The sequence below is a fragment of the Salinicoccus siamensis genome (genome assembly GCF_055391965.1).
The window spans coordinates 307,499-332,626 of sequence record NZ_AP043765.1 but is presented as its reverse complement, the minus strand read 5'-3'; the positions used below and the strand labels follow the sequence as shown (position 1 = coordinate 332,626).

23 protein-coding genes and 1 pseudogene are annotated in these 25,128 nt (G+C 42.9%); 14 read left to right on the top strand and 10 right to left on the bottom strand.

The annotated features are described in order from the left end of the window. Positions 1 to 53: 53 nt before the first annotated feature. A complete protein-coding gene (locus tag ACZ5LF_RS01670) occupies positions 54 to 1,115 on the bottom strand; it encodes a tartrate dehydrogenase (RefSeq protein ID WP_380570327.1) in 1,062 nt (353 codons plus the stop codon). 269 nt (positions 1,116 to 1,384) lie between these two features. On the opposite strand from ACZ5LF_RS01670, the gene ACZ5LF_RS01665 reads away from it, so the two are divergent. After that, the gene (locus ACZ5LF_RS01665) at positions 1,385 to 2,833 is read left to right on the top strand and encodes a carbon starvation CstA family protein (RefSeq protein ID WP_380570326.1); all 1,449 of its coding nucleotides are present in this window, start codon (positions 1,385 to 1,387) and stop codon (positions 2,831 to 2,833) included. Between the two features lie 17 nt (positions 2,834 to 2,850). Then, positions 2,851 to 3,915, top strand: a complete 1,065-nt coding sequence (locus ACZ5LF_RS01660) for a branched-chain amino acid aminotransferase (RefSeq protein ID WP_380570325.1) — start codon at positions 2,851 to 2,853, stop codon at positions 3,913 to 3,915. A gap of 27 nt (positions 3,916 to 3,942) precedes the next feature. On the opposite strand, the gene ACZ5LF_RS01655 is transcribed toward ACZ5LF_RS01660, so the two are convergent. From ACZ5LF_RS01655 to ACZ5LF_RS01635, 5 genes are all read right to left on the bottom strand, one after another. Next, a complete protein-coding gene (locus ACZ5LF_RS01655; RefSeq protein WP_380570324.1) occupies positions 3,943 to 4,689 on the bottom strand; it encodes a 2-keto-4-pentenoate hydratase in 747 nt (248 codons plus the stop codon). A 158-nt stretch (positions 4,690 to 4,847) separates the two neighbouring features. After that, complete coding sequence (locus ACZ5LF_RS01650; RefSeq protein ID WP_380570322.1) at positions 4,848 to 5,183, bottom strand: cupin domain-containing protein; 336 nt, start codon at positions 5,181 to 5,183, stop codon at positions 4,848 to 4,850. A gap of 10 nt (positions 5,184 to 5,193) precedes the next feature. Continuing rightward, the gene (locus ACZ5LF_RS01645; RefSeq protein WP_380570321.1) at positions 5,194 to 6,477 is read right to left on the bottom strand and encodes a TRAP transporter large permease; all 1,284 of its coding nucleotides are present in this window, start codon (positions 6,475 to 6,477) and stop codon (positions 5,194 to 5,196) included. Then, complete coding sequence (locus tag ACZ5LF_RS01640) at positions 6,474 to 6,935, bottom strand: TRAP transporter small permease (RefSeq protein ID WP_380570320.1); 462 nt, start codon at positions 6,933 to 6,935, stop codon at positions 6,474 to 6,476. The genes ACZ5LF_RS01645 and ACZ5LF_RS01640 overlap by 4 nt, the downstream gene beginning before the upstream one ends. A 48-nt stretch (positions 6,936 to 6,983) precedes the next feature. Then, positions 6,984 to 8,009: a DctP family TRAP transporter solute-binding subunit gene (locus tag ACZ5LF_RS01635; protein WP_464759572.1), complete on the bottom strand. Its 1,026-nt coding sequence runs from the start codon at positions 8,007 to 8,009 to the stop codon at positions 6,984 to 6,986. A gap of 223 nt (positions 8,010 to 8,232) precedes the next feature. On the opposite strand from ACZ5LF_RS01635, the gene ACZ5LF_RS01630 reads away from it, so the two are divergent. From ACZ5LF_RS01630 to ACZ5LF_RS01620, 3 genes are read left to right on the top strand one after another with little or no spacing between them, the layout of a single operon-like run. After that, positions 8,233 to 9,387 carry an aminotransferase class I/II-fold pyridoxal phosphate-dependent enzyme gene (locus tag ACZ5LF_RS01630; protein WP_380570318.1) on the top strand — a complete coding sequence of 385 codons (1,155 nt, stop codon included), beginning with the start codon at positions 8,233 to 8,235 and terminating at the stop codon, positions 9,385 to 9,387. 48 nt (positions 9,388 to 9,435) lie between these two features. Beyond that, positions 9,436 to 10,101 carry a GntR family transcriptional regulator gene (locus ACZ5LF_RS01625; RefSeq protein WP_380570317.1) on the top strand — a complete coding sequence of 222 codons (666 nt, stop codon included), beginning with the start codon at positions 9,436 to 9,438 and terminating at the stop codon, positions 10,099 to 10,101. Between the two features lie 25 nt (positions 10,102 to 10,126). Further along, positions 10,127 to 11,722, top strand: a complete 1,596-nt coding sequence (locus ACZ5LF_RS01620; protein ID WP_380570316.1) for a M20/M25/M40 family metallo-hydrolase — start codon at positions 10,127 to 10,129, stop codon at positions 11,720 to 11,722. Positions 11,723 to 11,784: 62 nt separating this feature from the next. Here the strand turns inward: ACZ5LF_RS01620 and ACZ5LF_RS01615 are convergent, their stop codons facing one another. Beyond that, positions 11,785 to 12,696, bottom strand: coding sequence for an AEC family transporter (locus ACZ5LF_RS01615; RefSeq protein ID WP_380709900.1), 912 nt, complete (start codon positions 12,694 to 12,696; stop codon positions 11,785 to 11,787). Between the two features lie 219 nt (positions 12,697 to 12,915). Between ACZ5LF_RS01615 and ACZ5LF_RS01610 the strand changes: the two genes are divergently transcribed. Next, entirely contained in the window at positions 12,916 to 13,248 is a 333-nt protein-coding gene (locus ACZ5LF_RS01610) for an RDD family protein (RefSeq protein ID WP_380570314.1), read from the top strand. A gap of 370 nt (positions 13,249 to 13,618) precedes the next feature. Here the strand turns inward: ACZ5LF_RS01610 and ACZ5LF_RS01605 are convergent, their stop codons facing one another. After that, entirely contained in the window at positions 13,619 to 14,659 is a 1,041-nt protein-coding gene (locus ACZ5LF_RS01605; protein WP_380570313.1) for a YeiH family protein, read from the bottom strand. Between the two features lie 118 nt (positions 14,660 to 14,777). Between ACZ5LF_RS01605 and ACZ5LF_RS01600 the strand changes: the two genes are divergently transcribed. Next, on the top strand, positions 14,778 to 15,695 hold the full coding sequence (locus ACZ5LF_RS01600; RefSeq protein ID WP_380570312.1) for a LysR substrate-binding domain-containing protein: 918 nt from the start codon (positions 14,778 to 14,780) through the stop codon (positions 15,693 to 15,695). 369 nt (positions 15,696 to 16,064) lie between these two features. On the opposite strand, the gene ACZ5LF_RS01595 is transcribed toward ACZ5LF_RS01600, so the two are convergent. Further along, complete coding sequence (locus ACZ5LF_RS01595; protein ID WP_380570311.1) at positions 16,065 to 17,222, bottom strand: iron-containing alcohol dehydrogenase; 1,158 nt, start codon at positions 17,220 to 17,222, stop codon at positions 16,065 to 16,067. Positions 17,223 to 17,460: 238 nt separating this feature from the next. Continuing rightward, positions 17,461 to 18,580, bottom strand: a protein-coding gene (locus tag ACZ5LF_RS01590; protein WP_380709894.1) for an IS3 family transposase whose coding sequence is annotated in 2 segments (ribosomal slippage) — positions 17,461 to 18,313 and positions 18,312 to 18,580 — 1,122 coding nt in all. Because the reading frame shifts where the segments join, the coding sequence is not laid out codon by codon here. 54 nt (positions 18,581 to 18,634) lie between these two features. Between ACZ5LF_RS01590 and ACZ5LF_RS01585 the strand changes: the two genes are divergently transcribed. The 7 genes and pseudogenes from ACZ5LF_RS01585 (at position 18,635) to istB (ending at position 25,058) form a co-directional block, all read left to right on the top strand. Further along, positions 18,635 to 19,249, top strand: coding sequence for a recombinase family protein (locus tag ACZ5LF_RS01585; RefSeq protein ID WP_380570605.1), 615 nt, complete (start codon positions 18,635 to 18,637; stop codon positions 19,247 to 19,249). A gap of 158 nt (positions 19,250 to 19,407) precedes the next feature. Beyond that, positions 19,408 to 19,665, top strand: a complete 258-nt coding sequence (locus ACZ5LF_RS01580) for a hypothetical protein (protein WP_380570606.1) — start codon at positions 19,408 to 19,410, stop codon at positions 19,663 to 19,665. A gap of 21 nt (positions 19,666 to 19,686) precedes the next feature. Next, the gene (locus ACZ5LF_RS01575; protein ID WP_380570607.1) at positions 19,687 to 20,319 is read left to right on the top strand and encodes a phospholipase A2 family protein; all 633 of its coding nucleotides are present in this window, start codon (positions 19,687 to 19,689) and stop codon (positions 20,317 to 20,319) included. Positions 20,320 to 20,560: 241 nt separating this feature from the next. Further along, positions 20,561 to 21,790 (top strand): IS110 family RNA-guided transposase, encoded by a 1,230-nt coding sequence (locus tag ACZ5LF_RS01570; protein WP_380572277.1) that lies wholly within the window; start codon positions 20,561 to 20,563, stop codon positions 21,788 to 21,790. A 483-nt stretch (positions 21,791 to 22,273) separates the two neighbouring features. Next, a pseudogene (locus tag ACZ5LF_RS01565) lies at positions 22,274 to 22,603 on the top strand (Y-family DNA polymerase); the annotation flags it as partial. Positions 22,604 to 22,744: 141 nt separating this feature from the next. Beyond that, complete coding sequence (gene istA, locus ACZ5LF_RS01560; protein ID WP_380572289.1) at positions 22,745 to 24,283, top strand: IS21 family transposase; 1,539 nt, start codon at positions 22,745 to 22,747, stop codon at positions 24,281 to 24,283. A gap of 1 nt (position 24,284) precedes the next feature. Then, positions 24,285 to 25,058 (top strand): IS21-like element helper ATPase IstB, encoded by a 774-nt coding sequence (gene istB, locus ACZ5LF_RS01555; protein WP_380709892.1) that lies wholly within the window; start codon positions 24,285 to 24,287, stop codon positions 25,056 to 25,058. The last annotated feature ends 70 nt before the right edge of the window (positions 25,059 to 25,128 follow it).

Here is a 25,128-nt window from a genome sequence, read left to right as displayed (position 1 = left end):
TAAAAGTTGTTCAATTTGAATTAAAAAAGATGGCCGGTAAACCAGCCATCTTTCTACATCTTTCTTTTCAGCCTCTTGATCACTTCACCTGCCACTTCATCAGTTGACGCACCGCCACCTACGTCTGGTGTAAGAATTCCATCCGCTGTCACACTTTCCATAGTGTTCAGCAGCATAGAACCCATCTCTTCTTCGCCATGGTGATCCAACAACATTTTAACCGTCCAAATCTGACCTATGGGATTGGCAATGCCCCGCCCGGCGATATCCGGTGCTGATCCATGGACTGGTTCGAACATTGATGGAGATTTATCATTTAAATTCAGATTTGCGGATGGCGCAATGCCGATACTCCCCATTATTGCTGCACCGATATCGGTAAGGATATCCCCGAACAAATTACTGGCTACTATAGTGTCGTAGCGCTGCGGGTGGGTCACGAGAGAAGCGGCGAGTGCATCGATATGCTGTTGGGAAGTTCTAATACCTTCATACTGTGCTGACGTTTCGCTGAACACTTCATCCCAAAAAGGCATGGCATGAAATATGCCGTTCGACTTCGTCGCACTCGTTACATGATGGCTCCTCCCTGCAGAAAGCTTGAATGCATATTCCATAGCCTGCTTTGTCGCCCTTTTTGAAAAGACGTTGTTCTGGATCGCAATCTCATCGTCTCCCCGGTACATGCGCCCGCCTACAGAACTATATTCCCCCTCGCTATTCTCACGTACGACGACCAGATCGAAATCCTCCGGCGCAGACAGAGGCGAATCGATGCCCCTAAACACCTTCGCCGGTCTGACATTGATTGCCAGTTCGAATTCCTGCCGGATTTTCAGAAGCAGCCCCCATAAAGAGATATGGTCCGGCACTTTGGAAGCATCGCCCACCGCACCAAGTAGTATACTGTCCGATTCAGCCAGGTGCTCCATCCCATCATCTGCCATCATTTTCCCGTGCTTAAGATAATAGTCGCATCCATAATCGAAATGCTCGTATTCAAAATCCAGTCCACCGTGAATTTCCCCTATTACATCCAGTATATCCAAGGCATGGGGCATCACTTCACTACCGATGCCATCCCCTGGAATGACAGTCAATTTTATCTTTTTCATAATTTCCCCCTTAAATTACATTTCTTCATGAACCAGTTCACAAGATATTGTTTAAAATGGAATGTACCCTCTTCAGCCTACATGAAAAAATGAAAAGATACATCATGGAAAAAACTTTTAAAACCAGAATTTCCTTATACGACTCCTATATAATTTGAATTTAATTTTAATATCCAAAAAGAAATCTAAATTATCTGAAAAGATGTTGCTATTCCTTTTGGAAACTGATAAGATATAAACAATTTTCCAATAAAGGGAGGCATTCGATTATGTGGACACTTACTTTTTCAGTTCTTCTTCTAATTCTCGGCTATATGGTGTATGGAAAGATTATTGAGAAGATATTTGTGATCGACGATACTAATGACACACCTGCTTATAAAAGCGCCGACGGTGTCGACTATATTCCAATGCATCCCATCAAGGGATGGCTCGTCCAACTCCTCAACATAGCGGGGCTTGGCCCCGTATTCGGAGCAGTCGCCGGCGCATTGTATGGGCCCGTTGCATTAATCTGGATCGTCGTAGGCTGTATATTCGCCGGCGCGGTCCATGATTATTTTTCAGGTATGCTCAGCATCCGCCACAACGGCTCACAATTCCCTGCACTTGTAGAGCGGTATCTCGGCAAAGGCGTTAAAGTCTTCATCTATGTCGTCTCATTGGCACTGATGATCCTCGTGGCAGCCGCATTTACAGCAGGACCAGCAGAATTGATTTCACTCAAGACCGGAGGAGCCATCCCATTCTTTGTGGCGTTGGTGGTCATTTTCGCTTATTTCCTTACAGCCACCGTCCTGCCGATAAATAAAATAATAGGCAGGATTTACCCGATTTTTGGTGCCATCCTGATCATCATGGCAGCTGCAGTATTTGGCGGATTATTGTTTTCCGGAGCACAAGTACCCAATTTGACATTAGAGACAGCCCATCCGGAATCGCTGCCTGTCTGGCCACTTCTGATGGTCACGATATCCTGCGGCGCCATCTCAGGATTTCATTCGACCCAGAGCCCCATCATTGCGCGCACAGTCAGAAAGGAATCTGAAGGACGTAAAGTCTTTTTTGGTGCGATGATTGCCGAAGGCATCATTGCACTCATCTGGGCTACGGCCGGCATGACTTTCTTCGGCGGAACTAATGGACTCGGCGCTGCACTGGCCAATGGCGGACCTGCTGGCGTCATCGACTCGATTTCAATCGGCTACCTCGGTACGTCAGGTGCCATCCTTGCATTCCTTGGCGCAGTCATCCTGCCGATCACAACTGGCGATACTGCACTTCGCTCTTCCCGCATGATGCTCACCGAAGCGATTGGACAATTTGTGAAATTTGAAGGGAAGATGAAGTTGTTCCTGATGACCGCCCTGGTCGCTGTTCCTGCATTCCTACTCGCTACAATTGACTATTCCTTCTTGTGGAGGTATCTTGGTTTTACGAACCAGACTGTCGCAGCCACGATGCTATGGGTGGCCACAGCCTACTTGATCAAGGAAGGGAAGTTCCATTTCATTGCGGGTATTCCTGCATTGTTCATGACAGGTGTGGTGGGCACTTATTTCTTCTACGCCCCGGGAACACTCGGCATGAATTATGAAGTATCACTTCTCCTTGGATTGATACCAGTGCTTGCTACTGGAGGACTCTATGTAAGGGCGCTCTACAGAGGTAAATCAAGAGATACGACGCAAACTGAAAAATCACTAACCGCTCAATAATTAAGGGAGGAATTATAATGACACAGACATTGCAGATTGAACGGGCCAACCACCTCAAGGACAAACCAGATGTATCGACGATAAAATTCGGTACAGTATTTACGGATTACATGTTTACGAACAAATATACCCCTGAATATGGCTGGTCTGAACCTTCCATACTCCCTTATCAAAATCTGCAGCTCTCACCGAGCTGTCAGGCACTACATTATGGGCAATCGGTATTTGAAGGTTTGAAGGCATACAAGAACGGAGATGACGTACTGCTCTTTCGCCCAGATGAGAACTTCAGTCGGATGAATAAATCCCTCTCCCGTCTGTCTATGCCGGAAATCAATGAAGAAAATGCACTCAATGCCCTTTATGAATTGATCAAGCTCGAGCGCGACTGGGTACCCGGTGGCCCCGGCCAATCGCTCTATATTCGTCCATTTGTCTTCGCGGACGAACCATTTCTTGGCGTCCGGCCATCGGAAACGTACCAGTTCAATATCATCCTCTCCCCTGTGGCCAGCTACTACGGCGCCCAACTCAGTCCGACCAGCATCTATGTGGAAGATGATTTCGTACGTGCTGTACGCGGCGGTGTCGGTTTTGCGAAAGCAAGCGGAAACTATGCGGGAAGTCTGTTAGCTCAAAAGAAAGCCAACGAACTTGGTTATGAACAAGTGCTGTGGCTCGATGGTGTCGAGCAGAAATATGTCGAAGAGGTCGGCAGCATGAATATCTTTTTCATCCGTGACGGCGAACTGATCACTCCAAAACTCAATGGCTCCATCCTCCCTGGCATCACCCGGAAATCCATCATCCAACTGGCGGAATATAAAGGATACACAGTCAAAGAGGAAGCCATCCACATCGATACGCTCGCTGAAGATTTGGAGAGCGGTAGAATCACGGAAGTATTCGGCGCAGGTACGGCCGTCGTTGTTTCCCCGGTCGGCAAGCTGAACATCCATGGCGTCGACTATATCATTAACGACAATCAGGTTGGGCCAGCAGCTCAGGAATTGTACAATGATTTGACAGATATCCAGTACGGACGGATTGAAGATCCTTTTGGCTGGGTTGTAAAATTGTAGATGCCTTTATTTTGATTGCATCATCCATTACACAGTAACTTCAAAAGCTATTTTTCCTATCTTTTCATACTCCACTTCGTAACTTCCTGGCTCAAGAGGAACCGGAAGATTGAAAGTTCCAGAAGAGACAAACATGCCCGGCACAAGCTTCTTCCCTCTACCGGCAAGAGACTCCGCCAGCCACTTTACTGATTTCGCCGGATGGTCGAACACTTCAGTCGAACGTCCCTCCTTCAGGGCCTCCCCATCACGACGCAGTACACCTTTGATATCATCAAGGTCACCGTAGCCATAGCGGGCTGGTTCTCCGTATATCACTGCACCGTTCACCGCGCCGTCCGCAATGATTTCAGTCAAGCTGGTGTTCGGGAACCAATCCTTATAACGCCCATCCGGCACCTCTGCACCAGGGGCCACCCGGCATTTCTCCATTATCTCTTCGGCGGAGTCCGTCGACAGAATTTCTTCATCAATCAGAAACACCAGTTCCATCTCGAGCAGTGGTATATTATAATCCTTCAAACTGATCCCCCTCCGGACGGTTACATCAGTCATTGCTCCGTAGAGCGGCGTCTTACTGCCGAACAGACTACGGGTCTCCTGACTCGTCAGGCTGATTTTATATCCCATGAGGATTTCCCCGTTCTCCTCCTTCATCTTCAACACTTCATCCTGGATACTGTAAGCTTCCTCCTCTGATTCAATTTCAAGCGTTCCAAGCTCCAATGGTTCATTCGTCGCGTAAGCCGTATAAAGCTGTTCCACAATCGTCATGGACACCCTCCTATTATTTTTTGTAATATTCCAAATCAATTTTATATAAAACTTTCCGATGCAGTAACTCCCATTTCATGAAGCACATCCAGAGTATTTAAAAACGGCAGGCTGCATGATATCACTACGCCTGCCGTTCATCTATTCGATTTCAATCTCTAAAAGACAACGGCCAGAAAAATCAGCGGCTCTTTCCCTATATTGACTATGCCATGGGACTCTCCTTTTACAATCAGGCAAAGGTCTCCAGGCCATGCCTTCCTCACTGATTGATCTGAATCCATGAATTCTGCCTCTCCGGATAAAATATAGTAGCCTTCCGAGTCGTCAATATGCTCATGATACCCGATGTTTGCACCAATCTCTACTGTAACTTTTGCGAAAAGGTCCAAGCCATCGACTGTGCCAGGCTGCAATGTCTTTTCAATAATTACACTGCCTGTCCCACCATGAAGGTTGTCAAAATGTGTGGTTTCACTTGGTTTTAAAATCATTTAATCTCTCCTATTTGAACAGTCCTGGAAGGAATGTTGATAACGGTGGGAAGAATATTATGATCAGAACCATAATACCGACAATCGCCAATACATGAAGAATATATGGCAATGTCTCTTCTATACCCATCCGCCTATCTGTAATGCTGCACCCAGCGATTAACGACAAACCAACGGGCGGAGTGATGTTTGCCAGAGCGAAATTCATGATCAGCACCATACCGAAATGGATTGGATCGATTCCGTATTGTGTCGCTATCGGCATGAATATTGGACTCAAAAGCACAATCAGGGATGTCACTTCTGTCAGAGTACCAAGTATCAACAAAATTATCGAAACAATAATCAGGAACATCCATGGGGATGTAGCATAATCCAGAAAGAAATTCGAGATCATGATCGGTATCTGATTGGCTGTCAATACATACGTAAATGCATTGGCTGCTGAGATTATGATAAGAATGGTTGCAGAAGTAACTGCAGAAGACACCATTATTTCCTTATATGTCCTGAAGTTAAGTTCCCTGTATACAAGTGCGAGGATAAAACCATACGCAACGGCAATGACAGCTGCCTCAGTAGCTGTTGCAAAACCACTGAAAATACTACCAAGGATAAATATTGGAGTCAGCAGAGGGAAAAATGCACGCCATGCTATTACCCAGAACTCTTTCCCCTTAGGAGTTTCTGCAGGAATTTCTCCATATCCTTTTTTCTTCGCAATCACCGCCACATATATTGATAGAGCAACTGTCAGTATGATGCCTGGAATGAGACCGGCAATAAACAAATCACCGATTGAAATATTGGCTGTAATACCAAGTATCACCATTGTAATGCTTGGCGGTATGATGAGCCCCAATACTCCTGCTGGTCCAATTATGCTGGCGATAAATGAATTGCTGTATTTCTCTTCCTGCAAGCGGGGTACAAGCACTGACCCGACAGCATATGTTGTTGCCACAGTCGACCCAGAAACTGCCCCAAACAAAGCGGTGGTGACCACTGTCGTTATCGCTGTACCTCCAGTAAAACGCCCGACCACAGCACTGGAAAGTGCCATGAGTCTTTTCGTCAAACCGCCCTTGCCCATTATATTTCCAGCTAAAATGAAGAGAGGCAACGCCAAGTATGAGAAGCTGTCCACTCCAGCAAACATGCGTTGGATGACTATTTCGAGTGAAACCCCATTCAACATCAGCATGGCAATAGACACTAACCCTATGACATAAGCAATTGGCATACCTACAAAGAGAAGGGCAAAAAAGATGAGTAGTATGAGAATAATCATCATGATGTCATGCCCTCCTCTTCTTCAGTAGGTGAACTAGTCAAGTTTATTACTATGAAGTAGAGAGAGAATAATCCACTGACCGGAATAGCCAAGTACGAGATTCCGACTGGAAGCTGCAAAGTCGATGATGTCTGTGACATCGCGCTCATGGATAATTTAAATCCATAAAACGTCAGTACTGCATAAAATACTATTATTAAAGCGTTGACCAGAATATAAAAAATCTTGCGATACTTGGTCTTGAATTTATTGACAAAATAATTTACTGCCAGATGCATCTTTTCATAGATGGCCAGGCTGCTGCCAAGAAAAGTCAACCATACAATGAATAGCCTGGATAATTCTTCGGTGCCCGGTAGGGAATAGTCGAAGAATCTGGTGACGACCTGCAATAACACGATGAACGTCAGTAATGTGATGGTTATAATGCACATCCATGTCAACAGCTTTACTAGCATTTTCGTAAATCCCATTTTTATTTACGCCCCTTTAAAGATTGATGGATTTTACTTTTCCCATCCAGATGCTTCTCTATATACATCCATCAGCTCTTTGCCAAATACCTCTTCTTCCCATTTATCATAAACTGGAAGCATAGCTTCCCGGAAAGCTTCAGTATTCACATCATCATTGATCTGCATGCCGTTTTCTTCCAATTCTTTCAGATACTCTTTCTCCATGCTATCGTTCATTTCAGTGACTTCTTCGGATATCTTAGACGTTTCTTCCTTTATAAGCTTCTGATCTTCTTCTGAAATCTGGTCCCAAGTGTCCGTTTCGACCATCATCATCACTGTATTGTAGAAGTGGCCCGTCAATGACAGATAATCCTGGACTTCATAAAATTTAGCTGCATTTATAACAGACAATGGATTTTCCTGTGCATCAAGCGCCCCCTGCTGAAGCGCACCATAGACTTCGCTGAATGCCATAACTGTAGGCAGAGCACCCACCTCTTCAAAAGCATCAACTCTAAGTGCTGTTTCCGCAACGCGGATATTGACGCCTTCTAGATCTTCTGGCTCGACAATCGGTTTCTCATTGTTCGTTATATGCCTTTTGCCCCATTCGAGATAACCGATTTGGGTGAGACCCTGCTCAGAAGCGATGTCCGCCAGTTTTTCACCGAACTCGCCTTTGTAGGCTTCGCGTGCATGTTCTACGTCTTTCCACATATATGGAAGGTCCTCGATTGCCATCTTCATATCCAGCGTCTGCATGGACCCGACCATAATTGCGCCAGCCTGCATCGACCCCACTTGAATCTGCTCTAACATTTCCGTTTCAGAGCCTAGCTGACTGTCCGGGTAGATGTCGAATACGACTCGACCATCGGTTTCTTCCTCTATAGTTTCTGCCATTTCATCAATTTTGTCTGCAGCAGGCGTCCCGGGCGACAAGGCATGACCTAACTGTAATGTCACAGACTCGTCACTACCTCCACTAGCTGATGACTCTTCTCCGCTTCCTCCACACGCTGTCAATATAAAAACCAAACTTAAAGTAGCCGCAATACCCGATAACTTTTTCATCATTCCATCCCCTTTATAATGATAACGTTTTCAATAAGTTGTATACTGTATACAAAAAGATTACAGCAGTTTAAAAAAGTTGTCAACGACTATTGCGAAAAGTGTGATAACTTAAGTGTGAGCGCTTTCTTATATAATTTATTTTTTCGATAAAAGTTGCTTTTACTAATATATGCCAATATAATCGAAATTGTATACTGTATACAATACAGGAGGTGGAAGAATGACTCGAGTGATAAACGATATTGCAAAAACCTTGGAAATACCTGGAATAAGAGTGTTTGCCAACAAAGTAAGCAGCTATAGTGACGGCATAAACCTGACAATAGGACAACCAGATTTTCCTACTCCAGAAAACATCAGGTCAGCAGCCATTGAAGCAATAAGGAAAGGTAAGACTGGTTATTCACATAACGCAGGTTTGATGAAACTCAGGGAGAGCATCTCAAGCTTTTTCTTTGATACTTACGGCTTCCACTACGATTCTGCTGAAGAGATTGTGGTGACCAACGGTGCAAGTGAAGCCATCGATTCAGTTCTTCGTACCATCATCCGTAAAGGAGATGAAATCATCCTCCCCTCGCCTTCCTACTCAGGATACGAACCGCTCATCCGCCTAAATGGAGGTGTACCCGTCTATATCGACGTTTCAGACTCGAATTTTAAAGTCACTCCTGAAAAACTGATCGAAGTGATTACAGATAAGACTAAAGCCATTATTTTCAACTATCCTTCGAACCCAACCGGAATGTCATTATCACAGCAGGAAACCGCAGCATTAGTCGACATAATAATGAATGAGGATTTTTTCATCATTTCAGATGAGATATACAGTGAGAATACGTTCAGCGGCGAACACACATCATTTGGTTCATTTCGGGAAATCCGGGACAGGCTATTTTTGATACACGGATTATCAAAATCGCATGCCATGACAGGATGGCGCCTCGGTTACGTGCTCGGCCCTGCAGACCTGATCCAATATGTTCTTCGTGTCCACCTCAACAATTCGATCTGTGCATCCCTGCCAAGTCAATATGCTGCTATAGAAGCTTTAGACCATACGCGATCTTTCCCACAAGATATGAATGAAACCTATAAGGCGCGCAGAGATTTTATACATGACAGGCTCTCAACGATGGGCCTCAAATGCAATGTCCCCACTGGCGCCTTCTATATCTTCCCTAATGTTTCACACACAGGACTGGATGATCTGGAGTTTGCAACTAGACTTCTCGAAGAAGAGCATGTTGCTGTAGTCCCCGGCTCCACCTTCTCGGATGAGGGAGCCGGATTCATCAGAATTTCCTACGCTAATTCCATGGCCAACCTGGAAGAAGGAATGGATCGCATGCAACGCTTCATGGCGACACTTTGAAGAATCGTCATCCAGCAGTAGCACTTTAGAGATGAAAGGATGCTTGATATGAAAAAAATTCCCAAAAGTTCCCGCCTTTCAGACCAGGCTTTTGAAATATTGAAGGAATCCATACTTACTGGTGAATTAAGAGCCGGGGATCCCTTGCCAGAAGAAAAATATTCAAAACAACTCGGCATCAGCCGTACACCTTTCCGCGATACTTTGATGCGCCTTGCTTCAGAGGGGTTGATTATACAGAGGACGGGGGCGCCTGCTGTCGTTGCCGATTTTACTAAAGAGATGTCCCTTGAATATATGGAATTACGCAATCTCTTGGAAGTTTATAATATTGAAAAGACGGTAATGAAAATTGATTCTGGTATGATCCGTAATCTGAAAGAAAATTTGGAATTACAGAAGCAGGCAATAGAAAACAATAGATACGCTGAGTTCATGAGACTTGATAAAGAATTCCACCTCTCGCTCGTGTCAGTCAACACCAACACGGAAATAAGAAATCTCCTTCAAAAAATCAATGATGACCTTAGCAGATCTTTTCTTATCCTTTCCAAGACCGTGCCGGAAAGTGCAGAAGAGGCTCATAAGGAACACATAGAGATATTGAAGGCCATCGAGCTACAGGATATTGTACTAGCAAAAAATAAGATGCTTATTCACTTAAGTAATGTAGAAAAAAGATTTTTAAACTATTACAACGAAAATGAAAATTAGAACACCCATATTTAGGAGGAAGATTATGCTTTGGCAATCACCTGAACAATTAGAAGCGCTCCTGTGTCGCCTAGTCTCCTGGGAGAGTCGCTCAGGCACACAAGGGGAAATACAGTTCCCCTTCAATTTAAGGGAGGAATTATCCCGTCTCGAATATTACACGGCGAACCCTGATTTTATTACCTTGCATGATGCCGGAAAGGGCCGTAATGCCCTGAGTGCCTTGTATAAGAATCCGAATGCCCAAAAAACAATTGTCCTGATCAGCCATTTCGACACTGTCCATACAAAGGAATTCGGTTCCAACAGCCAACTTGCATTTGAACCGAAAAAACTCATCGAACATTTTAAAGAAAGGATCGACGACTTTCCTGAAGAAGTACAGAAGGATATCGAATCCGATGAATACCTATTTGGACGAGGCGCCATGGATATGAAAGCAGGTCTCGCACTGCATATCCATCTGATTGAAAAGGCAATAGAAGAAGACTGGCCAATCAACCTTCTGCTCGTGACCGTGCCTGATGAAGAGGTGGATTCTGCAGGCATGCGTGCTGCAGTCGAAAAGTTGGATGGCATCCGTATTGAAAATGATCTTGATTTTTCACTGTTCTTAAATAGTGAGCCTAGCTTCACCCAATATCCCGATGATCCCAATTATTATTTCTATTCCGGTTCCATCGGCAAAATAATGCCCTCTGCCCTTTTCTATGGCGTCGAAACGCATGTCGGCGAACCGCTGAGGGGCTTGAATGCACACTATATGGCCGCCTTCATGAGTCAGAAGATGGAATTCAGCGACGCATTTTCTGAAGAGGAGTATGGTGAAAAGACGCCTCTTCCCATCACACTTAAATATTATGACTTGAAAGAAGACTACTCTGCCCAAACATCGAATCATGTAGCGACTCTCTATAATGTATTCACCATGAAACAGAATGCTGCCGATATATTCAATATGTACCATAACCTTGTGGAAGAGACCATGGATGAATGCCAAAAGCACTATGAAAGCTTATGCAACAGAGAGGGTGTCCGTCCTGTTGGCACCATCAGGACCTTGTCGTATAAAGCACTTCATGATTATATGACCGATAAATATGGATCAGAGAAAGTTGAGTCGATCATCTCTGAATATGTGGGCCGCAGTGATCTTGATGACCGTGAAAAATCCCTGCATATTGCCAACAGGATGGTCACCTACTGCAAAGAACTCGCGCCACTCGCCGTGACACTCTTTGCGCCGCCTTTCTACCCACCAGTCAATGCGTCTGAAGAACCACTGGTCAGAAGTCTCGCGTCACTGGCAAATAATTTTTTGATGGAAAATCATGATATCGAACCGAGGGAAATCCACTATTTCAACGGTATATCAGACTTAAGTTATGTAACATATGATAATTACGATGACAGTTGGGAATCATACAAATCCAACACACCTGTATGGGGAAGGACCTACAGCATTCCATTCGAAGAAATGCAGAAACTGCAGACCCCCTTCATCAATATAGGACCGTTCGGCAAAGACCCGCACAAGCTGACTGAACGGCTACACAGGAAAAATGCCTTTGAAATCACTCCAAAATTGCTTGAAAAAGTGATGGAACATTGTATGCGCTAGATGAATTCAATAAGGGGAGGACAATCAGCAAAAACTCTGATTGTCCTCCCCTTATTCTTATTTTATATGCCAATCAGATATAGACATATCGGTATCGTAATAAGACTGATCAACGTAGTGACCAATGTAGAAAAGGAGACAAGATTGGGCTTTACATTGAATTGAACCGCAAGCATCGTCGAATTGGCGGCCACTGGCATCGCGTTGAGTATAATGAATACCATCTTCATCGTATCATCGACAGGCATGAACAGGACCAGTACAGCTGCCACTAAAGGTGCAATAATCATCCTGACAATCGTTACCGCCGTGATATTCTTCATTTTGAATTTTTCTTTAGTAATCTGGGCCAGCTGCATACCCAGTATGAGCATCACTACGGGAATCGCGGCATCCCCTGTCATTTCTGACATTTCCATGAGTTTATCACCAACTGTCACGTCAAACACCTGAAGCAGAATGCCAGCCAGGGCACCATAGATGACCGGAATCTTAAATACGTTCACGATCGCTTCCCGTACAGTTATCAAAGCCCCGGTCCCGAAGGAAGCGATGAATATCCCAATTGTGCTGATCAGGAAACCATGCAGCACCATCAGCACTATGGCATAGTCGAATGCCGTTGCGCTAATTGCGAACAATACAACAGGCGAACCATAGTTCCCACTATTTGGAAAAAGAGTGCCCAGCAGCATTGCCGCCATCTCTTCCCTGTCAGCTTTCAGGAAGTAGCCGATTACAATCGTCACACCGCCTAGAATTGCTGTAATTATAAGGGTGAAGGTAAACAGGTGGAAATAGTCCATCGTGATGTCATTCGTGTAGAACGTGTTGAATGTCAGTATCGGCAGTAATATGTAGAGTGATAAGGCAGACACAGATTTTATATCCATCTTCAATATCTTTTGGGCAATATACCCTGCTCCAAATATCAAAAAGACCGGCAGTACAATCATCAGCAGTTGCATTTCCATATCTTCCTTTCTTTTCAGGTCAAGCCACTATGGGAACTTTTCGTGGTTGGAATCTTAAAAATCTATACATCGGTTCATATACACCATTAATATTTTATAGTATTCATAAGATTAAAAATATATTCATCTTTATATGTAGACTACCATAAAGGTCAAGGGGCAGATGGAATCTATCGATATATGTCATTTAATTAAGGGTTTTTCAAAGAAGAGGATTCTATGTCTTATGCGCCATTTAAAAAACGTATATATGCGTTCTTTTTAGATTATGTTGTTAGCGCTGTAGACGGAATATTTGTTGTGGGAACCATCTCGTTTGTATTCCGACCTTATATCGAGCCACTGTTTTCGAACTCGCCAGTAATAGCTGAACTTACAGGCTTTTTCATGATAACTTTACCAGTTTCACTCTACTTCATTTTGTGTGAATGTTCTAAATGGCAAGGGACATTAGGAAAGAGGAAAATGGGTATCCGCGTTGTTGAGGCTTTCGGCCACCGCATTAGTATTGGTCGTTCTGCTTTGCGAACATTTATTAAGTTTCTTCCTTGAGAGACTGCCCATTTTGGTGTATGGCGATTAATGCTCCCTTCCAGCACTTCTGAAAATCAAGATAAGAAAAGTGAACTATAAAACGAATAATGGCGTTTTTTATTAGCTGTCCCTTATTCGGATTATAGTTAACAAAGACCTCCCTTTCCTTTTAATTCGCCGATTGTAAAATTAAGCTAGACACCTAAAAAGGGTCACACGCGATACACTCAAAATGCTTTTCCGGCAAAAGGGCTCATTGAAATACTTAAGAACTAGAGTGCTAACTTAGATGCATACAGGCAGTCCTTCGCCATCTCAACGTAATTCTCAGGATGTTATCGCCACACCTGATATGAATTATATACCTGCAATCAGAGCCCTACTCTTTTTAAACGATAAAGTAGACGACTACAGATAATATGATCGAAGTGACCGTCATTGCAGCCAATGGTCTTAAGGCACGGTTACGTAAATCTCTCAAACTTACATTTAACCCAAGACCGACCATTGCAGCAGTCAGTAGCCATTCTGTTAAAACTGAGACGCTTTGCCTTGCAGCCTCAGGAAATGGAATGATTGGACCTAGAATATAACTGCCCAAAAGGCTGAAAAGGATAAAACCCACAAGGAACCAAGGAAATTCGACCTTTGCTTCAGATTCAACATTTCCCTTATTTTTCCTTTGAAAAATTGTAATCAAGATGAAGCACAGCGGAACAAGTAAGAAGACGCGTCCTAATTTACTAAGTAATGCAATCGCCAGTCCATCCTCCCCTGCAGGTGCTCCCGCCAAAGCAACATGTGCAACTTCATGCAGGCTTGTGCCCGACCAGACACCATACTGTATCGCATCGAGCGGAAGGATTGGACGCAATATCGTATAAGTTATTGCAAAGATGGTCCCCATCAATGCAATGATACCGACCCCTATGGCAGTATCCTCATCTTTTGCTTTTATGATTGGAGCAACCGCCGCAATTGCGGCAGCACCACATACGCCTGTGCCAACGCCAAGTAACAAAGAAATATTCTTATCCGCTTTAAATATTTTAGCAAGCCAAATCATTGCAAATATGGCAAAAATGATAACACCTGCATCAATTGCTAAAAGTCCCAATCCATCACTCAATACTGTATCAATACTCAGCTTCAACCCATATAAAATAATTGCCACTCTGAGTAACCGTTTGGAGGAAAATGCTATCCCTGATCGAATTGCCTCAGGGTATCCAAATATCTGACGATAGATGACAGCAATGATAATCGCACAGGCAAGCTGCCCCACTCTATCAAATCCTGGAACCAACGCCACTAAAAATCCAATCAATGCAATGAAGAATGTAAATCCAATCCCACCAAACCAAGCTGCTTGATTGGCAAACTGCTTTTCCTTGTCCCCAGAGTTTCGTTGCTTGTTTGGCAATCCCATCTAAAAACACCTCCTTTACTAACAATAAAGCATGGACAGGTATAATAAAAATAACTATCTATGATAATAATGATAAGTAATCTGTTATAGTAAAATGAACAGAAGAGAGGATGATAAGATGGATCAACAATTACGAGTTTTCATCACTGTCGCAGAGAAGAAGAACTTCTCCAGAGCTGCCGAAGAGCTGCATATGACACAGCCCGCGGTCAGCCAGTATATCCGAGCATTGGAAGAGGATTTTAATGTCCGATTACTGGAACGGTCAAATAAATATGTCCGTCTTAATAAAGCAGGAGAAATTGTTTATCATCACGCAAAGGAAATTGCAGGTCTGCACTCTCGCATGAATCTGTTGGTGGATGACCTTGTCAATAAAGCAAGTGGCCCTTTATCAATCGGTGCGAGCTATACATTTGGAGAGTACGTTCTTCCACATATCATTGCAAAAATGAAAGATATCTATCCTGAAGTCAAACCCGCCGTTGTCATCGGTAACACCGCAGAAATAGCCCACTCCGTTCTTCGTCATCAACTGGATGTCGGCATCGTGGAAGGACATTCCAATCAAGATGAGCATCTGAGTACAAAGGAGTTCGCCAAAGACACCATGATTCTAGTCGCTGCCTCCCATCATCCGCTTGTAAAACAAAAGACAGAAATTCAAATCAAAGATTTGGAAAATGAGACGTGGATTTTACGTGAAAAAGGATCGGGTACAAGAGAGGCTGCAGAAAAATTGTTTCATCAGCTTGATATATCACCGAAGGAAATTATGAATTTCGGCAGTACTCAAGCCATTAAAGAGATGATTGAGGCAGGTTCAGGGGTTAGCTTATTATCTGAGTGGGCTGTACAAAAAGAACTGCGTAATGGGGATTTAAAAACCGTCGATATAAAAGGGCTGCCTTTAGCCAGAAATTTTTTCATTTTGACAAATTCCCCGTTCCAAACAAAAGCATTAAAAGTATTTGTCGATATGTTGCATAAAGAGAAGGAGTTGACTGAATTCAGTAAAGCAGACCGGCTGGGGTAATCCGATTTTACTCCCCTAAAAATTAAAGCTAATATATAAATATGTACTATTGTTGAAACAGTATGATCTGCCCATCACTTTGCCGATCCAGAGACACCGTCTCAATGGGGATTGAATGCGCATTGCAATGGGTTGTTAAGAAAAGGGGACCTGCTTAAAGATATGGCTTTCAATACCGTCGACCAAGAATTTGTCACATCCGTCACTGTAGGAAGAAACCACATGCCGATAAGGTAATTGGAATACCATACACCACTGGAAATGTTATTCAGTTGCATAGAGGATAAGGAATTGTCCAGCTTTTTTTGGCAAACGAAATTCTGTAAAACGAAAAAACCCCCTTTGACCTTGCCAAAGGGGGTTGGCTTATTACATTGCATTTTTAATAATTTGTTCAACTTCTTTTTGTGTTGGTCTACGGGGGTTTGTTGATGCAGTTGCATCTTTCATAGCATTTTCAGCCAATGTCGGGATATCTTCTTCTTTCGCACCCAACTCTTTAAATCCTGAAGGTATATCAAGATCTTGTCCAAGACGCTCAATTGTATTAATAGCAATTTCAGCTGCATCATAATCACTCAATCCCTCAACATTCTCTCCGAGGAATGAAGCTATATCTGCATATCGCCCAATATTTGAAATAAGATTAAATCGACAAACATGTGGTAGTAGAATAGCATTACATACCCCATGCGGGAAGTTATAAAAACCTCCAAATTGGTGTGCAATTGCATGTACATATCCTAAACCAGCATTGTTAAATGCCATCCCCGCAAGGCTCTGAGCATAAGCCATTTTCTCACGTGCTTCCTTATCTTGGCCATTTGCAACCGCACGAGGTAAATATTTTGGAACAATACGCATCGCTTGAATAGCGAGTGCATCTGTTATTGGAGTTGCATTAATAGAAACATACGCTTCAATTGCATGAGTTAATGCATCGAGACCTGTCGCTGCGGTCAACTCAGCAGGCATACCTTCCATTAATTCTGGATCATTAATGGAAAGGGTCGGTGTTACATGTTTATCAACAATTGCCATTTTAACTTTACGCTCTGTATCGGTAATAATAGTGAAATATGTGAATTCACTTCCAGTTCCTGCCGTTGTATTAATAGCAACTAATGGAACTATTGGCTCCTCGGAAACATCGACTCCTTCATAATCATGGATTTTTCCACCGTTTGATGCCACAAGTGCAATCGCTTTACCAGCATCGTGAGGACTACCGCCACCTAGGGTGACAATACCATCACAATTTTCTTCTCTAAAAACTTGCAAACCTTTTTCAACGTTTTTGTCTGTTGGGTTTGGTTCCGCCTTCGGATAAATAGCAACTTCCACCCCAGCTTCACGAACAATATCCGCAATTTCTTCAGACAAACCTAAATTATGCAATCCTTCATCTGTAACTAGTAGGGACTTTTTCACACCAAGATCTTTAAGACGCTTACCGACTTCATTTACACTTCCTGCACCAAATAGATTAAGAGAAGGTGCTTGAAAAGTAGTCTGCTTATTAACCATATGATATTTATCCTCCTTCTACATTACTCTGTACACTCTTTATTATAGACAATCTTTTTACAATACGCCAACTTTTAAAGTGGACCCCATTGTCAAGACACGGATTTTACGAAAATAAGGTGGGGCCTCAGTTCTGTTCCTTCCCCGCTTTTCCGAGATCAGGTTCTGTCAAGGCGTACTGCCCTTGATAGGTTCTGACATCGGAAAGATAATTGTTCAAGGAGGAGCGGGGGCGCATCTAATGAATATGAATGGTGCCTGGTGTCTGATAGTCCAATGACTGATGCAGGTGCTCGTGGTTGTAGAATGCCATATAGTCACGGATATGCTGCCGTGCCTCCCTTGGCGTCCCATAGTCCTTCAAATATACCTCTTCATACTTGAGACTCCGCCAGAAACGCTCAATCATGATGTTATCCAATGCACGCCCTCTGCTGTCCATACTGATCTGGATGCCCGGCTGTGATTTCAAGAGCTCGATGTATCTAGGACTGGTGAAATGACTGCCCTGGTCGCTGTTGAATATTTCGGGCGTCCCACTTGCCAGTGCCCGTTGCACAGTATCCAGAACAAAGTCCATTTCCAGTGTTTGGTCCAGTTCCCAGCTGATGATATAGCGGGAATACCAGTCGATGACGGCGGTGAGATACACCCAGTGATTCTGAAGTCGGATATATGTAATATCAATACTCCACACCTGATTGGGACGGGTGATGGGCAGACCTTTCAACAGATAGGGATAGATACGGTGCTGCAGATTGCGCTTGCTCAGGTTGGGCCCTGGATAGATGGCCTGTATGCCCATTTCCCGCATATGCCGCTGGACCCGCTTACGGTTGATGGCGATGCCTTCATGTTTCAGTTTTTCGGTAATCCGGCGTGATCCATAGAATGGAAATCGGGTATAGAGCTCATCAATCCGGTGTTTGATGGCTACCTCTTCCGGTGAGGGCGTCACCGGTTTGTAGTAGAGACTGGATCGATTGAGACTCAGTAGTCTGGCTTGTTCCGAAATGGGAAAATCAGTGGCTGCCCAGTCCACCATTTCCATGCGTTCCTGTCTAGTCGTGGTAGATGCCAGATTTTTTTTTGACCCACGACAATTGCGTGGTGAGTTTTCCGACTTCCGCATAGAGGCTTTCTAGCTTCTCTTCATAGTCGGCTTTCATTCTGTCCAGATCTTTGGATTGGCTGTCAAAAATCTGTGGCATCTCCTGTAGGAACTGCTTTTTCCAATTATGCAGCTGGTTCACATGGACGCCACGTTCCGAAGCGATCTGGTTCATTGTTTTTTCTTCCTTCAAGACTTCCAACACAACTTGGGATTTGAATTCGGGTGTATATCTTTTACGTTTCATATACCTACCTTAACATCTCCTTCTTTCGCGTCTAAAATCCTGGGTCCATTATAGATGGAACAACGTAAATTTGGTTACATACGAGTCAGCAGCAAAGATCAAAACGAAGGCCGTCAAAAAGAAGTCATGAAAAGTCAGGGCATTAATGAACGGGATATTTATTTAGATAAGCAAAGTGGCAAAAACTTTGAACGAGCGAATTACCAGTTACTGAAACGTATAATCCGAAAAGGAGATATCTTATATATCCATTCACTTGATCGGTTTGGCCGAAACAAAGAAGAGATTCTGCAGGAATGGAATGACCTAACGAAAAATATCGAAGCAGATATTGTGGTGCAGGATATGCCGTTACTGGATACAACACAGTACAAAGACAGTATGGGGACATTTATTGCGGATTTGGTTTTACAGATCCTATCGTGGATGGCAGAAGAAGAACGAGAACGTATTCGAAAACGACAGCGTGAAGGAATCGATCTGGCATTACAGAATGGCGTTCAATTCGGCAGACCTGCAGTTTATGTTTCAGAGGAATTTCGAGAAGTTTATAGAAAATGGAAAGCGAAAGAAATAACGGCAGTTCAAGCGATGAAAGAATCGGGAGTCAAAAAGACCAGTTTTTATAAACTGGTCAAGATACTTGAAGAAGAAACTCCCGATATTTAATAATCAAATCTCTATATAAAAAAATGCAATAAATAGAAACTATTCTTTTGTAAAAATTATGTAAATTTTCTTTATTATATTAATAATCTCAGATACCGTAAAAGTTAAAGGCACTATTTTATTATATATGGTATCTAATAATTTAAGGAGGGGGCGGAGTGAAGAAACTATTAATAGTTATCTCAATATTGAATTTAGTATATGTTTATCTTGCCGGAGTAGTAGAAGACACGAATAATTGGTTTTTAGTTTCATTTGGTGTGCCAGTTCTAACAACGTTTATTTTATTAACTTTAGGTATTATTTCTTTGATTTTTGATGAGAATGGTACAAATAAAAGAACACTTAGCATTATTATAATTGGTATCAACCTTTTACCGCTCTTTGTTGTTGCTTCAATGTTTATTTTTATCTAAAATCACTTGAGGAGACTTACTATGTTTAAAAAAATCATGCTTTTCTTTGCTATTTTTGCTGCTCTAGGAGTAATTTTAAATCTTCAAAAGGAAGCGCTTGCAAATACCGAAAGCACAGATGAGGAAGGCTTATGCATCTTAGAAGATGAACAAGCTCAAAAAAATCTGGTTAATGAGAATTACGCTTATTATGAAAAACTAATGGAATATGTCACATTGGAAAATGGGCAATACATATTTAATAAAGAAATTGCCTTGCAAAGTGGTCTCTCTAATTTTGATGTCGAAGCTGGTAAAAACTTAGTCTTGTTCAAAAACAAAGATCTAAACCAGGGAGAACAAGCTGCCTTCGAAAGTGCTAAAAAATTTGAAGAAGATTTGGTAACTACAAACGCCTGGCATAGATATGGTAATTATTGTGGATTAGGTAATTCCCCAGGTATGCCTATAGATACTATAGATTATGTCTGTCAAGCTCATGACAACTGTTATAGCAGAGAAGGATGGGGAAAATGTAGTTGTGATATAACACTTATTGGTTCCATGACTGTCCGTGCCGGAGATAGTAGTTTAACCAGTGTACAAAGAACTTTCGCCGCTGGTGCAGCTGCACACTTTGCATCAAGAGTGCAATTAGGACTATGCAAACAATAAAAACATACTAAGATTAGTACCACAGGACCCGGCCAGGTCCTGTGGTACTATTTTCATATAGTAGGAGTGGAGATCAGGTCGACGAGGTTTTAGGATTTAGAATCCGGAATAAAAACGGGCCAGCTCCACTATCCTTATCTGAATCAGGTTCAGTATGTGGGATCTTCGAGATCGAGTATGAGAAAAGGGAATCGATGAGGATACGTGGTCACTTCTGCTTAAAACAAAGGAGGAGAACCAAATGAAAAGTGTCATCGCATTTGATGTCAGTATGGGACACAGCTACATGGTCGTCTATGATGCTTGGCAGCACTGTATATTTGAAGGGGATATCACGCATACCAGATCGGCTTTTGATAATGTCCGGATCCAGATTGAGACGCAACGGAAACAGGATGGCGTCCTGCCTGATATTGTATTTGAAGCCACAGGGGTCTACTCAAAGGCATTGGAACGCTTCATGCAGGCATGCGGGTTCGAGTATGCGCTGCTCAATCCACTGGCGGCCAAGATGCAGAGCCTGTCCATGCGGATGCACAAGACGGACCGGAGTGATGCCCATAAACTCGCCCAGGCCTGTTTTACCCATCCGCCCCGCAACAAGCAGGTTCAAGAAGGGTATTACGAAGAAATGCGCAGCCTCTCCCGCCACTACGCTGAATTGGAGCAGGAGATTGTCCGACTGAGAACCCGGATGCATGCCCTGGTTCAGATGACCTTCCCGGAACTGGAGCAGCTCTTTACCCGAACTTCCGACCTGTATCTTTCCATCCTCCAACTGTTTCCGCATCCGGATCGGGTGATTGTGCTGTCCAGAACGAAAGTGAAGAATATGATCCTCGGCAGCACCGGGAAGCGCCAGTCCCGAAAACGCGCAGAAGAGAAAGCCGATCAGCTGATGTCGGCGGCCGCAGATGCCTATCCGGCACTGTCTACAGATGACGTCCGAATTGAACAGCTCAGAAACTATGCTGCACGCTGTCAGACCCTGCTGGAGCTGAAGCACCGGCTCATCCAGCAAATGGTCGCCATGTCTCAGGAACAGGCGGAATACCATATCCTGAAGAGCTTTCCAGGGATTGCAGACATTACAGCGGTCCGTATCATCGCTGAAGCCGGAGACATCCGCCGGTTCGACACGGCCAATCAGCTGAATGCCTATACCGGCATCGACATCCGCCGCCATCAATCCGGCATCCTTCTGTACAAGGATAAGATCAATCGGCGCGGCAATAAGCATCTAAGGAAAATCCTGTACTACATGATCGAGAATATGATCCGGAACCAGAGGCACGCGGATAACCATCTGGTGGACTACTATCGGAAACTAAAAAAGCAACCCCATGGTAAACACCATAAGGTTGCCTGCATCGCCTGTGTGAACAAGTTTTTGAAGTGCCTCTTCCATCTTGTCACCGTTGGACAGCGATATGATTACGCTGTGGCCACCCACCACTGCGTCAATTCGTAACTCAAGTATACCACAGCCCCTGCTCCGAAAAAACTGAAAAAGCAGGGCCTATTTGGCATGCCGACATCCCTATCCAGCGGGGCGCCCCGCTGGATAGGGATGAAAAATATGGAATATATGCTTGTAATCTATTGACTAATCGTAAGAAAAACAGTGTTAGAGAAATACCTCAACTTAGATAGTCTACCTTATGGTAGGCTATTTTTAATTTTATTTACAAACTATGCTGGTTGAAAAAGCTATTGGTACCGGTGGAATACCTGGTGTGGCGCTGAACTTAATAATTTTAAATTCCGGAACTTAGATCATTTTGACTTTTGATTGGGAGAAAGAAAAATGGAGTAATTGTTTCTTTGTTGTAATTTATATTGATTCTTCTTCTAAATTCAACTATGGCTATATAAGAAATTTTAAATTTAAATCAACTAATGCTATAATCCTAATAAATACGGGAACACACGTTCTATCTAGAGGGGGAGAGTTATGTACAATTATGATCTATGCAGCAGTAGAGACATTCTTTGTATTGATCAGAAAAGTTTTTTTGCAAGTGTATCCTGTATTCTAAAAGGATTAGACCCGTTAAAAACTAAGTTAGCTGTTGTGGGAAACACAAAAAGGAAAGGATCTGTTGTTTTAGCTGCTACACCCGAATTAAAGAAATTAGGAATAAAAACTGGCTCACGATTATACGTGATCCCTCAAAGGAACGACATATATATTATCAATCCTTCAATGCAGACCTATATAGAATATTCGACATTAATCTCTCAAATTGCCTTAAAGTATGTTCCTGCAGAAGATTTTCACCAATTGTAACTGCTAAACTAGACTCAACAGTTTTCCACAATTAAGACTCAACAGCTCTCTCCAAATAAGACACAACAATTTACAAACTAGAAATCACTTTTCGGTATACTGAGACAGAGTATATTGAAAGGGAGAGAACATGGAGTGGAAAAATGGATGATTTATCAAGAGATACACCGATTAAAAAATATGGGGTTTTCAAATAGTAAAATCGCAAAGAAATTAAACATATCAAGAAATAGAGTCATTGATTATTTGAATATGACACCCGATGCATTCGCTGACTTTATGGCATCCTTACAAAACAGAACGAAAAAACTGGATCCTTACAGAAGTGAAATACTCACATGGTTAAAAGAACATCCAGATGTGACCAGTGCGCAAATATACGATTGGCTGCAAGATAAATTTGATATTCAATCCTTGGCTGAAAATACAGTCCGAAACTACGTCAATCACTTAAGGGAACACTATCACATCCCGAAAGTGGCAGCGAATCGAATATACGGTGCGGTGGATGAGCTTCCACCCGGTCAGCAAATACAAGTCGATTTTGGAGAGATTATCGTGGACACATCGTCAGGCGGGCGACAGAAATTGTATGTCACCGGATTCATCTTATCGCATTCCCGGTTTAAGTATGTGGAATGGTTAGACCGACCGTTTCGGACCAGTGATTTAATTAGAATACAGGAAAATGCATTTCATTATTTTGGCGGGATGACTGAGGAGATTGTCTATGATCAGGACCGTTTACTGGCGGTGAGTGAGAATGCGGGCGATTTAATCCTGACCGAATCATTTACGAAATACCATCAATTTAGACGGTTTAAAGTCGAACTCTGTCGAAAAAGTGATCCGGAATCAAAGGGTAAAATCGAACAAGTGATTAAATATGTAAAAAACAATTTTGCCAAACATCGCATCTTCGACAACTTGAATACATGGCAGCAGGACGCTTTGAAGTGGCTAAAAAGAACGGGGAATTATAAAGTCCATCACAATATAAAGAAAAGACCCTTTGAAGTGCACGCCCTCGAAAAGCAGCATCTTCAAACGGTCTCTGGGAAATATCATTTTGACAACATTTCATCTATTAATATAACAAGAACGATTCATAAAGACAATGTCATTCGCTTTGAAGGCAACCGATATAGTGTGCCTCTCGGGACGTATCAAAGTGGAAATGAAAACATTGCGTATGTCTCTGTCACAGATGGAAAATTGAGTATTTCGCTTCATCCAACGGGTGATTCGATTGCGGTACATACAGTGTCTGACATTAAAGGTCAGGTGATTACAGACCCTGGTCATCGACATCGGTCTCAAACGAAAAGAGACCAACTGGTCGCACAAGTGTTTAAAGTTTTGGATGATCCAGAACTGGCCGACGGATTGATTCGGACCTTGCATACACATTATCCGAGACATACGATTGATCAATTGAAAATTGTACTCCAGTCCGCCAAGCAATATCCACAACATATTAATGATGCGGTGAAAGAATTAAACCGGTTGAGATTGACCAGTGCGAATGATCTCAGAGATATTGCGATTTCATTGGACATTCAACACGGTAAACACAGGGCTAAGCAGCCTGTCATTAATGAGAAGTACAAAGATATGACTGCCCCCGCGCGTCAACCAGATATCTATTTAAAAGTCCTTCAGGGCGGTCAATGAAATGACGAACACTTATGATGACTTACAACAGAAATGTCGCACCCTCCGGTTGGCAGAAACCGCAAAAGAGCTGCCGAATATGCTTCGGATGGCAGAGTCACAGAATTGGACGTACTATGAATTGATGGATCAGATCCTCGGGTATGAACTGGACTGTCGGGAAGAAAAGAACCGGATTAAATTGATGAAATGGGCAGAGTTTCCGCAACACTTAACATTAGAGCAATTTAAACTGTCTGAACAATCAGCGATTGGGGACAAGCAACTGAATGTATTAAAGGAGCTATCCTGGATTGAAGACCATTTTACATTAATTATGATGGGACCGCCTGGCGTAGGTAAGACCCATCTTTCCACCGGTCTCGGTATTCACGCTGTCAATGAAGGCTACCAGGTAACGTTTATACCGATGGATCATCTGGTCTATATCCTTAAAACACGAGAATATCTCAGTAAGTCAAAAACCAGATATAAACGTATGGAATCTTCAGATTTAATTATTATCGATGACATCATGTATATGGCTTATGAACCGCAGGATGCCCAACTGTTTTTTCAGTTTATCTATGATATGTATGACAAAACAGCGTTCATCTTAACATCGAATAAGGGGCCTAACGAATGGGGAAAATTTTTGGGAGACACGACACTGACCACGGCGATCTTAGATCGCCTCCTTCATCGAAGTGAAATCATTACCTTCGATGAGAATCAAGACAGTATCAGAATGAAATACAGAAGAGCGTTATTTGAAGAAAAAAGTGTTGAGTCTTAATTTGGATGAACTGTTGAATCTTATTTGGGATAAAGTGTTGAGTTCTACTTGACGGTTACACCAATATTCT